The organism is Kitasatospora sp. NPDC001540, assembly GCF_042894345.1.
GTDB lineage: Bacteria > Actinomycetota > Actinomycetes > Streptomycetales > Streptomycetaceae > Kitasatospora > Kitasatospora phosalacinea_C.
Genome location: NZ_JBIAVO010000011.1, coordinates 49301 through 61265 on the forward strand (window position 1 = coordinate 49301; position 11965 = coordinate 61265).

The following is an 11965-nucleotide window of genomic DNA, read 5'->3' on the forward strand; positions in this document are numbered from 1 at the left end:
GTCAGCAGTGGATGTTCCCGCGGTAGTGCCAGCGGAACGGGTCGTCGGGGTCGGACTCGTAGTTGGCCCGGGGGCCGGTCCGGTCCCCCGGGATGACCAGCCGGGCGCCCCCGGCGAGCTCGTCCGGGGTCCAGCCCGCGACGTCCAGGAGCTGGCCGTCGAACGGGCCGCCGTGGAGTTCGAGGTAGACGCCGTCCGGGGCCGGTCGCCTGCGCGGTGCGGAGCCGTAGACGGTGCGCCATCCGTCGTACTGCCAGTCCATGCGGTGTTCCTTCGGGGTGGGCAGGGTCAGGAGCGGCCGGGGAGGGCAGCGGTTCTCCCCGGGGCCGAGGCGTGGTGGACCGGCGGGGGGCCGGGCCGGGCGTCCGGCGGCGGGGCGCCGGGGCGGACGGCCGACGGCCGGTCGAGGTGCGCGGTCCGTACGTGGTCCTGAGCCACGAGGTCCCCCTCCTGTGGTCCTGGTCTTGCCGGTGCGGAACTCTACGCCCGCCGCCCCTCGGCGTCCACGAACCTTTTCTCCGGGCCCGGGCCCGCACCTGCGGCGTTGCGCCGCTCTCCCCCGGTGGCGGGCCCGGCCGGACGCCCGGGAGCAGTGCGCCCGGGCGTCCGGCCGGACGGGGTCAGTGCCGGCGGTCGGCGAGGGCGCGGGCCGCGGCGGCGATCGCGTCGCGGGAGATGCCGGCGGCGTGCAGGAGCTCCTCGGTGGTGCCGGAGCCGGGCAGGCCGGTGGCGGCGAGGTGGGTGACCGCGGGGTGGGCGTCGGCGGCGGCGAGGGCGGACAGGACGGCTTCGCCGAGGCCGCCCTCGGGGTGGTGGTCCTCGGCCACCACCAGGGCCCCGGTCTCGCGGGCGGCGCGCAGCAGGGCGTCGGTGTCGACGGGCTTGACGGAGTAGAGGTCGAGCACGCGGACGGGGACGCCCTCCTCGGCCAGCCGGTCGGCGGCGGCCAGGCACTCGTGCAGGGTCACCCCGGCGCCGACCAGGGTGATCCGGTCGTCCGGGCCGTGGCGCAGGGTCTTGGAGCCGCCGATCGGGAACTCCTCCTCGGGGCCGTACAGCACCGGGTAGGCGCCGCGGGTGGTGCGCAGGTAGGAGATGCCGGGCAGGTCGGCGACGGCGGCGGTCAGGGCGGCGGTGGCGGTGGCGTCGCCCGGGTAGAGGACGGTGGAGCCGCGGACGGCGCGCATCATGGCGAGGTCCTCCAGGCCCATCTGGGAGGGGCCGTCGGCGCCGATCTCCACGCCGGTGTGGGTGCCGCACAGCGTCATGGTGATCTGGGAGACGGCGGCCATCCGGATGAAGTCGTGGGCGCGGGTGAGGAAGGCGGCGAAGGTGGTCGCGTAGGGCCGGAAGCCCCGTACGGCCATGCCGACGGCGGTGGCGACCATCTGCTGTTCGGCGATGTAGCTCTGGAAGTACCGGGTGGGGTGGGCCTTCGCGAAGTCCTCGGCGTGGGTGGAGTTGCCGACCTCGGCGTCCAGGGCGACCACGTCGGGGCGGGCGCCGAGGGCGGCGAGCGTCCTGCCGTAGGCGACCCGGGTGGCGACCTTCTCGCCGGTCTCGAAGCGCGGCAGTTCGACCTCGGGGGCGTGCACCTTGAGGGCGGGGCTGCCGTGCGGGGGCTGCGGGCCGCGCACCCGCAGGTCGCGCTGCCCGCCCAGTTCGGCGACGGCGCGTTCGGCGAGGTCCTCGGGCAGCGGCTTGCCGTGCCAGCCCTCCTGGTCGGCGACCTCGGCGACGCCCTGCCCCTTGACGGTGCGGGCGACGACCACGGTCGGCGCGGTGCCGTCGGCGGCCGTGGTCAGGGCCCGGTCGACGGCGTCCAGGTCGTGGCCGTCGACGACCAGGGCGCGGCAGCCGAAGGCCTCGATCCGGCGGGCGTAGGCGTCGGTGTCCCACTGGAGCTCGGTGGGGCCGCTCTGGCCGAGCCGGTTGACGTCGATGATCGCGGTGAAGTTGGCGAGCCGGTGGCGGCCCGCCGCGTCCAGGGCCTCCCAGACGGAGCCCTCGGCCGTCTCGCTGTCCCCGCACAGCACCCAGACCCGGAAGTCGCGGCGCTCCAGGTCGCGGCCGGCCAGCGCGATGCCCACGGCGTAGGCGACGCCCTGGCCGAGCGAGCCGGTGGCCAGGTCGACCCAGGGCAGTTCCGGGGTGGGGTGGCCCTGGAGGCGCTGGCCGAAGCGCCGGTAGGTGGTCATCAGCTCCTCGTCGTCGATCGCGCCCGCGGCCTTGAACATCGCGTACAGCAGCGGGGAGGCGTGGCCCTTGGAGAACACCAGGTGGTCGGCGTCCGGGTTGTCGGGCGCCTCCCAGTCGTAGCGCAGGTGGCGGGCCATCAGCACGGCCATCAGGTCGGCGGCGGACAGGCTGGAGGTGGGGTGCCCGGACCCGGCCGAGGTGCTGGCGCGGACGGCGTCGACGCGCAGTTGCTGGGCGAGGTCGAAGAGCCGGGCGGGTTCGGTGTCGGGGCCGAGCAGGGGCGGGGTGGTCATGTCGGACGGCCTTCCTGGTCGTGTCTGGTCGCGTCTGGTCGTGGGGTGCGCGGGGCCGCGGGGCGCACCGGTAGGGGCCTCGGGGCCGCGGCGCGCCTACCCGCTGCGGCCGGGCCGACGCACGGACCGGCCGCCGGGGGGGCTGAGGGGTGAGGTGGGGCGGGGTTGTCGGACGGGGTGGGCGGGGTCGGGGTGTCGGACGGGACGGGATGGGACGGGATGGGTCAGGGTGTCGGACGAGGTGGGACGGGTAGAGGCGGGAGGAAGTCGAGGAGGTGATGGAGATGGCAGCGACCACCGTGGTTCGGCGCCCCGCGCCGCCGCGTCCGCGTCCCCCGCTCGACCTGCGTACCCCTTCCGGCCGTCCGATGCCCTACTGAACCCGCCGTCCGGCGCGGGCCGGAGTGACGGGTCCGCCGGTGCGGGCAGGGCGACCGCGGGGTCCGGGCTGGGGATGCAGGGATTGGTTCGTACCCGTACTGTCGAATGAGGGGGCGTCACCCGATCGGGTGATGAAATCCAGGCGAGGAGGCACATCTGATGCTTACTCAGTTCCGGACCGAAACGGCTCCGACGTCACGCACCGCGACGTCCACCGAGGCCACCGCCTTGGCGAGCCTGATGCTGGAGGACGAGGCCGTCGTGTCCGACGCGCCCACGTACTCCCCCGAGGCGGTGGGTGGTGGACTCCTGGTGCTGGGGCTGCTGCTGTCGCCGAAGCCCCCGAAGGAGAAGCCGACCCGGTAGTCGGGGCGGTTTGACCGCCGGGCCGGTCCGCCGCGCGGGCCGACCCGGTACCGCACCAGGAGGGACTCCGCAGATGCCGTTCGCCGAGACACCGCTGCGCGACGAGTACGCCGCCGCCGTCGAACGGGTGGCACGCCTGACGCTCGACGCCCTCCGGGACGGCTCCCCCACCGCCGCCGCCCTCACGGAGATGTCGGCGGCGACCGCGCCCCGACCGCTGCTGGCGGCGGCCCGGGTGCTCGGACCCGATCTCTTCGCCCCCCGACTACTGGCCGGGGCCGAGCCGGACGGGCCCACCGCCGCGCTGCTGGCCGAGGCCCGGCGGGTCCTCCCGGCTCCGCTCGCCCCGTCCGAGGAGGCCGCCCGGGTGCTCGGGTGGCAGGACTGGGCCGCCGGGCACCTGCTCGCCCGCACCCCGTACGGGAGCCCCGTGCCGCGGCCCGCGGCCCTGCCCGGGCCGGAGGAAGTGGGCTGGCGGGCCTGGTCGGTGCGGATGGCCCAGCTGTCCGGGTTGGCGCTGCCCGGGCTCGACGGGCCGGTGCACGAGGACGCCCGCGGGCACGTCCTGGGGCTCGCCCGCGGCACCGTCCGCTCGCTGCTGCGCCACGACCTCACCACCGCCGCCCGGCTCGTCCGCTGGCTCGCCTGGGCCGAGGCCGAGGGGCTGCCGCCGCGGCTGGAGGTCCGGCCCGTACTGGACCGGATCAGGCTGGCCGGGGACGGCAGTGCGCGCAGCGGGCTGGGCCTCGCGGTCGCCCGCCGCCTGTCCGAGGGCTCCGGGGGGTCGGGAGGTTCTGGGGGGTCGGGGGGTTCTGAGGGTTCCGGGGGTCCTGCTGACGGGAGGTGGACCGCATGATCGACACCGACGTCCTCGCCACCGCGCAGCGGCTCGGCTCCCGCGCGCTGTCCTGGCTGCACGCCGCGCACCGGGACGGCCTCGGGCGGATCCCGGACAACACCCTGATCGACTTCGCCGACGCCGACAACGCCTACAAGCCGCTCGGCGAGGTCGCGCTCGCCACCTCGCTGGTCCTGCGCGACGGCGTCAGCGGCCCCGCCGACACCCGGGCCGCGCGCGAACTCCTGGACGGCTGCTGGGCGCAGCTGCGCGAGGGCGACCTGCTGTACGAGCGCCAGCTGCACCACTTCACCATGACGGACCCGCTGGAGACCTACGGCCACTTCGCCCGGGCCGGGTACCGGCACCCGGCGCTGGAGGAGCTGCTCGACTCGCTCAGCCGGTTACGGGCCGCGCACGCCGAGGAGATCCGGCCCAACCGGCGCCTGGGCGTCGCCAACGCCCGGCGGGTCATCGGGCTCGACGAGCGGCCCGACTGGGAGGCGCTGGCCCGCGGCACCTGGCTCGGCGCCCGCCCGGAGCCCTGGGCCGTGAACTGGATGACCGGCTACGACATCACCCACACCGTCTTCCACCTGACCGACTGGGGCGCCCGCCCGGAGGGCCTGCCCGAGCCGATGCGCGACTACGTCCGGGACTGGCTGCCCGTCTGGCTGGACGTCTGGGCGGAGGTCGGGCAGTGGGACCTGGCCGCGGAGCTGCTGGTGGTCGACGCCTGCTTCGGCGAGCCCACCACCGGGCGGCAGGGCTGGGACGCGCTGGCCGCCGTCCAACACGAGGACGGGCTGCTGCCGCGCGACGGCGACCCGGTTGACGGGGACCGCGAGCGGGTGTTCCTGGACCACCAGCACACCGCCGTGGTCGCGGTGGTGGCCGGTGACGTCACGCTCGCCCGCGCGCTGCGGGCGACGGCGGACGCGTGAACGGGATGGCGGACGCGTGAACGGGATGGCGGGCGCGTGAACGGGGTGGAGAGCGCGTGAGCGGGGTGGAGGCGGCGGTCGCGGCGGCGGTGCGGGCGGGCGTTGCCTCGTCCGCGACCGCGGTGGTGGTGGCCGTGGCGGTCGGCGAGCGGGAGGAGGTGCGGTGCTTCGGGCGGACGGGCCGGGGACGAGCCGCCGCGTGCACGCCGGACACCGTCTTCGAACTCGGCTCCGTCAGCAAGACGTTCACCGCGCTGCTGCTGGCCGCGATGGCGACGGACGGCGAAGTGGGCCTGCACGACCCGGTGGAGCACCTGCTGCCCGCCGACTGGCCCGCACCGACCGTCCGCTCCGGCGGTCCGGTCCGGCTGCTGCACCTGGCCACCCACACCTCGGGCCTGCCCCGGCTGCCGCCGGGCCTGCTCGTCTCGGCCCTGCCGAGTTGGGGCGGCAACCCGTACGAGGCCTTCGGCGAGGAGGAGTTGCGGGCGGCCCTCGCCCGGACCACCGTGCGGGCCGCCCCCGGCAGTCGGTACCGGTACTCCAACTACGGGGTCGGCCTGCTGGGCCGGGCGCTGGCGGAGCGCGCCGGGCTGCCGTACGGCGGGCTGCTCGCGCAGCGGGTGCTGTCGCCGCTGGGGCTGGGCGCCACGACGTGCGCCCCGGACGCGGCCGGGCAGGCGGTCGGGCACCGGCGCGGGCGCGCGCTGCCGCCCTGGCGGATCCCCGGCCTGCCGGGAGCGGGCGCGGTGCGGGCCGGTGGCGCCGACCTGCTGCGCTATCTGCGGGCCCACCTCGACGCCCGCCCCACCGCGCTGGCGGCCGCCCTGCGGGAGGTCCGGCGGCCGCGGCTACGGCTGCCGGGCTCCGGCGACGAGCTGTGCCTGGTGTGGAACCGCCGCCGCTCGGGCCGCCGGGAGCTGTACTTCCACTCCGGCGGCACCCGGGGTTTCACGGCCTTCGTCGGATTCTCGCCGCAGGGGTCGGTCGCGGTGGCGGCGCTGGCCAACGCCGGGCCGGTGCTGAACGGACGGTTCGTCCAGGCGGGGTACGAGGTGCTGCGGGCGGCGGGACGGCAGGCGTGAGCGGCCCCCGCGCAGGAGCCTGCGCCCCGGAACCGGGCGGACGGGCCCGGGCGGGGGTGAGGTGGGAGGCAGCCGCCTGGCATCGGCCGATGGGGCCGGGCGGAGGCCCGGAGTGGACTGGGCGGGAGCGGGAGGCAGGGGCACGGCATCAGCCGGTGAGGCCGGCCGGGGCGCGCCCAATGTCGAAGGCCCCGGTGTCCTAGCTCTGACACCGGCCGCAAAGTAGGTCGCGGGTAGCCAGACCCGCCCCTGTTTTCCGGTTCCGGGCGCCGTCGTTGGTCTGATCGAGTGATCGAGGCCAAAGGGGTGGGCGTGCGGCAGGAGTGGTCGCCAGAGGAGCTGTTGGCGAACTGGACGCTGGTAGACGGCGACTGGGACCTGGTGGCGAACAGGAGCGGGGCGACCCGGCTCGGCTTCAGCATGTCGCTGGAGTTCTTCGAGCCGGAGGGCCGGTTCCCCGATTTGCCGGAAGAGGTCCCGCCGGCCGCGGTCGAGTACGTCGCCGGTCTGGTGAAGGTCCCGGCCACCGACTTCGCGAAGTACACGCTGGTCGGCCGTACCGCCGAATACCACCGCAAGCAGATCCGTGAGGCCCTGGGGTTTCGGCCGTCGACGGTCGCCGACGAAAAGGCGCCGGCCGATACTCCCAGCTCAAGAGCTGTTCGTCGTCCGAGGTCGCGGCGATGATCGGGGGACTGCTGCGGCATTGCACGGATGCCGGGATCGAGGCGAACCACGTCGACACGCACGGCGCCTCGGTGGTCGGGTTCGCGTTCACCGAGCTGCTGAACTTCCGCCTGCTGCCACGGCTGAGGAACATCGGGAGCATCCGCCTCCACCGCCCGGACGACGCCCCGCCCGGCCGGCCGACGCTCGGCGCCCCGCTGACGCGGCCGATCCGCTGGGAGCTGATCGAGCAGCAGTACGACCAGATGGTCAAGTACGCCACCGCGCTCCGGCTCGGTGCGGCGGAGGCGGAGCAGGTGCTGCGGCGCTTCACTCGTGGCGGCCCCGAGCACCCCACCTACGCCGCGCCCGAAGAGCTCGGCCGCGCCGTACGCACCGTCTCCGCCTGCGACTACCTCGCCAGCCCCGGCCTGCGCCGCGGGATTCACGGCGGCCTCCAGGTCGTGGAGGACTGGAACTCGGCGAACACCGTGCTCCGCTACGGCAGGGACGGCGCCCTGACCGGGCCGGACAAGGAACGTTCCGAGACTTCGATGCTCGCCCTGCACCTGCTTCAGTCCGCGCTGTGCACGTGAACACCCTGCCGGTGCAGCACGTCCTGGCCGAACCGGCCTGGGAGAAGAAGCTGAGCGACGAGGACCGGCGCGGGCCGACCGCGCTGTTCTGGTCGAACGTCAATCCGTACGGCGCCTTCCGCCTGAACACGGACAAGCACCTCGACCTGGGGCTCACGGTGCCCCGCCCCCGCCCCCGCACCCCAGCAGACTTCGGCGACCGCTCGAGCACGGAGCTGCAGGAGGCGCCCGTGCCCACTCTTCTGACTGGTCGAGCGGGTATGGCGAGGGGGTGCCGGGGCTGTGCCGACGCGACTACCTGAGGTCTGCAAGGAGCGCGTCGAGCGCCTTGGTCAGGGCCTCGGCATTGGCCGGGTCGAACCACGTGCTGCGAAGGCGCTCGTTGAGTCCCTTCGGTGTCTCGTGGTCGCCCGCGAGCTGCTGCAACGAGCGTGTGTCGTCGCCCAGCGCGCGCCCGACGCCCTGAAAGAGGCCACGGAGGTAGCGGTCCGCCTCCTCGGGGGGAATGCCCTGCCGGGCGGCCCAATCGGCGAGCGTGGCCAGGTACCGGTAATGGGTGGTCAGCGTGCCCGTCAGCATTTGGAAGACGTTGAGGGTCGCCTCGTCCGCGACGGGGAGCGTCCCACCGAGGCCGTCGAAGAGGTCGTCCACGGCCGGGTGGGAGGGGCAGGTCACGGTGACGGACCGGCGCTCGCGCGCGGAGGGCAACGGGATGGCGCGCACCACGGAGGCATCGGTGCCCAGCATGTGGCGCACCTCGCTGATGGCGACACCGGTCATGACGCTGACCACGACCCGGCCCTCGCCGACCCGGAGCCCGGCGAGGGCATCGACACGGTCCTGGGGGCGGACGGCGAGGATCACCAACTCCGAGCGGTTCAGCACGTCCTGGTTGTCGGCGCACACATGCACGGTTGGATACCGCTGCGACAGCTCGGCGGCTGCACGGGCGCCCCGTGGCGAGAGATGGAGCTCCGGTGGCTCCTCGACGCCGTCGCACAGGCCGTCCACGAGGGCCCGGCCGATCTCGCCTACGCCGATGATCCCGATGCGTTGCACTGTGTCTTCCCGTCGTCTTGCCAAGCGACGGCCCTCGCTCCGATACGCGGGCCGCCGATCGTGGATGTGACAGAGCCTGCCTGATGTCCCGGCGACGGATGTGCAGGGCTGCTTCCACGGCCTTGCCCGTGCCACTGCGCGGCGCCCCGGATCATTTGGTCCCGGGGTGACCCGACAAGCGCGAAGGTCATTTCGTCAGGGGTTCTTGGCGAGTGCCGAGTTCCCCCTTGGCCGTGACCGCCAGGGCGACGATGGTCAGCAGGGAAAGCAGTGCCCAGGCCGGGGTGAAGCTGCCGGTGAGGTCGACCAGCAGGCCCAGCACGGGCGGCACCGTGACGATGGCGATCTGGTTGACGGACATGGCCAGACCCAGGGCAAAGCCGGTCTTGCCCGGTGGAGCCGCTTCGGTGACGTGGGCGACCCACGGGCCGTACCAGCCGAATCCGAAGAAGCCGAGCCAGACGAAGACGCCGGAAGCGACGACCGGCGCCCGCCCGGCCGGTGTCATCAGCACGACCAGTCCGGCGATCACAGCGACCATGCAGACCAGCACGATGGCATAGCGCCCCGAACCGCTCCGGTCGCTCCAAGCCGCCAGGCATATCCGGCCCGCAACGCCCGCGCCCTGGGAGGCCACCAGGACCAGAGCGGCCTGTCCGGCGCTGACCGATGACGCCTGATGGAGGTGGAGCACCGTCAGGATACCCACGCCGTACTGCACCGAGATCAGGCTGGTCCCCGACAACATGATCTTCACCGTGGACGGTTCACGGAGCATGCGCAGCCGGGCGCGGAGTTGCACCGCGAGCGGGTCCGACGGCTTCTTGTCCTGCGGGGCGGACGCGGCGGGCGGCCGGCGGTAGCAGCCCATGAAGAGGCCGGCTCCCAGCAGCGCGACGAAGCCGCCGGTCAGCAGCGTCGCCCGCCAGCCGAACTCCTCGGCGACGACGGGCAGTACGGCTGAGGCGAGCGCCGCTCCCAGCGGCAGCCCGGCCTGTCGGATGCCCATCGCGAAGCCGCGCTGTGACGCGTCGAACCAGGAGGCCACCGACTTGCTCCCGCCCGGCTGGACGGTGCTGTATCCCGTACCGACCACCAGGAGCGCGACCAACAGGGCCGCGTACCCCGGAGCCAGGCTCCCCGCGCCCAGGGCTAGTGCGACCACGCCGGCCCCGATCCCGACCACCCAGCGCTCGCTGTAGCGGTCAAGGAGCTCGCCGGCCACCAACAGGCCTGCCAGTGGCATCAGTTGGGCTGCCGAGACGAGCAGGCCCAGCTGCGCCGTGCTCAGGTTCAGGGCGCTCTGCAAAAGGACGCCGAGCGCTCCGAGGCCGCCCACGAAGAAGCCGGATGCGGCCTGGGTGAAGGTGGCGATGCCCAGCACGATCCAGCGATGGCGCCATGGGTCGCGGGCCTGGGATCCGGCGAGTCCGGCGGCTTGTTGTGTCATGCCGACAACATTGGTGTAATGGTCTTATGCAACTCAACCCTTACGGCGAGGACGCGGTGAACCTGGCCTCAGACCTGGCCAACCGCCGGCCTGAGAGCGCAGTTGAGCTGGCAGACCGCTGCCGCGCCGCCGGGCTCGTGCTGGAACGCCGGGTGACAGCGGACGATCTCAGCCGCTGCCAGGCCGCACTGAACGCCTGGGAGCGGATCGTCGACGCGGCCGGAGAGCAGGAGCGCGCTGATCTGCTGAACCGGATGCTGGCCGAGGCGGCCGCCTACCCGCGACTGACCTCCCACCCCGGCACCGGCTGGCATCTGCACTACCGGGACGCGGAGCAGCCGCTCGGCTCCGTGCTGTTCACACTGTTCGCGGTCGGTACCGCAATGCATCTGGCGAGCCGGGGCATGCACCGGCTGCGGCGCTGCGAGGTGACCGAGTGCGGCAGGGCCTTCGCCGACACCTCGCGGACCGGACGACAGCGCTACTGCTCACATCGCTGCGCCAATCGCGACGCCGTACGCAGGCACCGGGCACGAGCCGCGGTCACCTGACCATTCGCCGAGGCCGTTTCACAGGTGGTCGCTCGTGAAACAGCCGCCCGTCCGGCGGTCCACCTGTGTGGACCGAGCTGCCCCGAGCTGGAGGCCGCCGTCAAGCTCGCCGGGGAGATCCGGTCCTCCGGCGTCGCGGTGACCCTCGTCCTCCACGCCATGTCCGGGATGGAGCGCGCGTACATCCGCGACCGCGCCCTCGAAGGCCACGAGTCCACCCGCAAGCGCGGCAGGACCATCGGCGGCGCAGGCGTCACCGACGAGTCCATGCTGTCCATGGCCCTCCGTCTGCGCGACCAGGAGATGGGCCTGCGCGACATCGCCAAGCGGCTCGTCATCACCACCGACACGAAGAAGGGCCGTCACCCCTCGCCCGCCACCGTCATGCGGATGGTGCGGGAACACGACGAACAGGCTGCTGCTGCGGCGCGCGCGTGGTCCCCGGGCTGGTGTGCGGCCGGTGTCTGAGCCAGGACTCCAGGGCCTCGAAGTCCGGGGCCGCGGGCGACGGGCCCGCACCGGACCGACCGGCCCGGCCCCCTGGTCAGGGGCGGGCACACTGCGTCGGTCGGTGGGCCAGAGCGCGGTGGGGCAGTCGGCCCGGGCAGCCCCCGAGGGGAGGCATCGATGCGGGTGGGGCGGGCCGGGAGTGGCCGGGCCGCTGTCCGGGCAGACGGGCTGGTGGGGAGTCCGTACGGAGTGGAGGCGAGCACATGGCACCGATCGGTGAGCCGAAACGGCCGGAGGGCCTTCCCGAGGACCCGGACGAGATCGCGGCGGAGCTGGCCCGGATCGCCGCCGAGGTGGAGGAGCCGGACGACGCGTCGCGGGGCGGCACGGCGCGCCGGGTGCGCGCGCTGGCGCGGCGGCTGGGCAACGGCCTGGCCCGCGGCGGCCACCGGTTCGGGGCGGGCCCCCGCACCGGGCTGCGGCTGCTGACGGAGCGGCTGCTGGACGCGGCCCCGCGGATCCCGGTGCGGAGCCTGGCGACGCTCCGGGCGCAGCACCCCGGGGCGCGGACGCCGGAGGAGCTGGCGGACCTGCTCATCGCCGGGTCGGTGCGGGCCTCGACCGCGGTCGGCGCGAGCGCCGGGGCGGTGGCGATGATGCCCGTACCGCTGGCGATGCCGGTCGAGCTGGCGTCCGAGCTGCTCGCCTCCGCGGCGATCGAGCTGAAACTGATCGCCGAGCTGTACGCGGTCTACGGCCAGGTGCCGGAGGGCTCCGCGCGGCAGCGCTCGTACGCGTACCTGGCGGTGTGGAGCGAGGGACGCGCCCTGGACCTGACCCGCCCGGGGACGCTGCTGGCGCTGAACCGGAGCGCGGCGCTGCGGCGGCAGGTGAGCAGGCGCCTGATGCGCTCGGGGCTGCGCAAGCTCCCGACCCTGGCTCCGCTGCTGGCCGGTGCGGTGATCGGGGCGCGGGTCAACCGCAAGGACACTCTGCGCCTGGCCACGACCGTCCGGGAGGAGCTGCGCGGGCGCCGGCCCGCCGACCCCGGCTACTGGGACGCCGCCGGGGCCTGAACGGGCCGCTC

13 protein-coding genes and 1 pseudogene are annotated in these 11965 nt (G+C 74.2%); 10 read left to right on the top strand and 4 right to left on the bottom strand.

The genetic code is table 11. The features are described 5' to 3' along the window. Position 1: 1 nt before the first annotated feature. A complete protein-coding gene (locus ACFY00_RS15695) occupies positions 2-262 on the bottom strand; it encodes a hypothetical protein (RefSeq protein ID WP_388031584.1) in 261 nt (86 codons plus the stop codon). A 358-nt stretch (positions 263-620) separates the two neighbouring features. Continuing rightward, complete coding sequence (locus ACFY00_RS15700; RefSeq protein ID WP_388031586.1) at positions 621-2492, bottom strand: transketolase; 1872 nt, start codon at positions 2490-2492, stop codon at positions 621-623. A 540-nt stretch (positions 2493-3032) separates the two neighbouring features. Here ACFY00_RS15700 and ACFY00_RS15705 point away from each other — a divergent pair. The 7 genes and pseudogenes from ACFY00_RS15705 (at position 3033) to ACFY00_RS15735 (ending at position 7670) form a co-directional block, all read left to right on the top strand. Further along, positions 3033-3239: a hypothetical protein gene (locus ACFY00_RS15705; RefSeq protein ID WP_388031588.1), complete on the top strand. Its 207-nt coding sequence runs from the start codon at positions 3033-3035 to the stop codon at positions 3237-3239. A gap of 73 nt (positions 3240-3312) precedes the next feature. Beyond that, positions 3313-4095, top strand: coding sequence for a hypothetical protein (locus tag ACFY00_RS15710; RefSeq protein ID WP_388031591.1), 783 nt, complete (start codon positions 3313-3315; stop codon positions 4093-4095). Then, a complete protein-coding gene (locus ACFY00_RS15715; protein WP_388031593.1) occupies positions 4092-5021 on the top strand; it encodes a DUF6895 family protein in 930 nt (309 codons plus the stop codon). The genes ACFY00_RS15710 and ACFY00_RS15715 overlap by 4 nt, the downstream gene beginning before the upstream one ends. 56 nt (positions 5022-5077) lie before the next feature. Beyond that, positions 5078-6106: a serine hydrolase domain-containing protein gene (locus tag ACFY00_RS15720; protein ID WP_388031594.1), complete on the top strand. Its 1029-nt coding sequence runs from the start codon at positions 5078-5080 to the stop codon at positions 6104-6106. 312 nt (positions 6107-6418) lie between these two features. Beyond that, complete coding sequence (locus tag ACFY00_RS15725; RefSeq protein ID WP_388031929.1) at positions 6419-6793, top strand: DUF4158 domain-containing protein; 375 nt, start codon at positions 6419-6421, stop codon at positions 6791-6793. Further along, a pseudogene (locus tag ACFY00_RS15730) lies at positions 6760-7368 on the top strand (Tn3 family transposase); the annotation flags it as partial. The gene ACFY00_RS15725 and the pseudogene ACFY00_RS15730, both read left to right, overlap by 34 nt. Then, the gene (locus ACFY00_RS15735) at positions 7359-7670 is read left to right on the top strand and encodes a hypothetical protein (protein WP_388031597.1); all 312 of its coding nucleotides are present in this window, start codon (positions 7359-7361) and stop codon (positions 7668-7670) included. The pseudogene ACFY00_RS15730 and the gene ACFY00_RS15735, both read left to right, overlap by 10 nt. Here the strand turns inward: ACFY00_RS15735 and ACFY00_RS15740 are convergent. Continuing rightward, positions 7663-8427, bottom strand: coding sequence for an NAD(P)-binding domain-containing protein (locus ACFY00_RS15740; RefSeq protein ID WP_388031599.1), 765 nt, complete (start codon positions 8425-8427; stop codon positions 7663-7665). The two genes, ACFY00_RS15735 and ACFY00_RS15740, sit on opposite strands and share 8 nt — an antisense overlap. 187 nt (positions 8428-8614) lie before the next feature. After that, the gene (locus ACFY00_RS15745) at positions 8615-9877 is read right to left on the bottom strand and encodes an MFS transporter (protein ID WP_388031600.1); all 1263 of its coding nucleotides are present in this window, start codon (positions 9875-9877) and stop codon (positions 8615-8617) included. Between the two features lie 26 nt (positions 9878-9903). On the opposite strand from ACFY00_RS15745, the gene ACFY00_RS15750 reads away from it, so the two are divergent. The 3 genes from ACFY00_RS15750 (at position 9904) to ACFY00_RS15760 (ending at position 11954) form a co-directional block, all read left to right on the top strand. After that, positions 9904-10428, top strand: a complete 525-nt coding sequence (locus tag ACFY00_RS15750; protein ID WP_388031602.1) for a CGNR zinc finger domain-containing protein — start codon at positions 9904-9906, stop codon at positions 10426-10428. A 24-nt stretch (positions 10429-10452) separates the two neighbouring features. Next, entirely contained in the window at positions 10453-10896 is a 444-nt protein-coding gene (locus ACFY00_RS15755) for a hypothetical protein (protein ID WP_388031604.1), read from the top strand. Between the two features lie 245 nt (positions 10897-11141). Then, positions 11142-11954, top strand: coding sequence for a hypothetical protein (locus ACFY00_RS15760; protein ID WP_388031606.1), 813 nt, complete (start codon positions 11142-11144; stop codon positions 11952-11954). Positions 11955-11965 lie beyond the last annotated feature (11 nt).

Excerpts from the sequence above, each read along its gene's own strand:
- ACFY00_RS15710 (WP_388031591.1), top strand. The coding sequence starts at position 3,313 with ATGCCGTTCGCCGAGACACCGCTGCGCGACGAGTACGCCGCCGCCGTC.
- ACFY00_RS15700 (WP_388031586.1), bottom strand. The coding sequence starts at position 2,492 with ATGACCACCCCGCCCCTGCTCGGCCCCGACACCGAACCCGCCCGGCTC.
- ACFY00_RS15715 (WP_388031593.1), top strand. The coding sequence starts at position 4,092 with ATGATCGACACCGACGTCCTCGCCACCGCGCAGCGGCTCGGCTCCCGC.
- ACFY00_RS15695 (WP_388031584.1), bottom strand. The coding sequence starts at position 262 with ATGGACTGGCAGTACGACGGATGGCGCACCGTCTACGGCTCCGCACCG.
- ACFY00_RS15760 (WP_388031606.1), top strand. The coding sequence starts at position 11,142 with ATGGCACCGATCGGTGAGCCGAAACGGCCGGAGGGCCTTCCCGAGGAC.
- ACFY00_RS15745 (WP_388031600.1), bottom strand. The coding sequence starts at position 9,877 with ATGACACAACAAGCCGCCGGACTCGCCGGATCCCAGGCCCGCGACCCA.
- ACFY00_RS15705 (WP_388031588.1), top strand. The coding sequence starts at position 3,033 with ATGCTTACTCAGTTCCGGACCGAAACGGCTCCGACGTCACGCACCGCG.
- ACFY00_RS15750 (WP_388031602.1), top strand. The coding sequence starts at position 9,904 with ATGCAACTCAACCCTTACGGCGAGGACGCGGTGAACCTGGCCTCAGAC.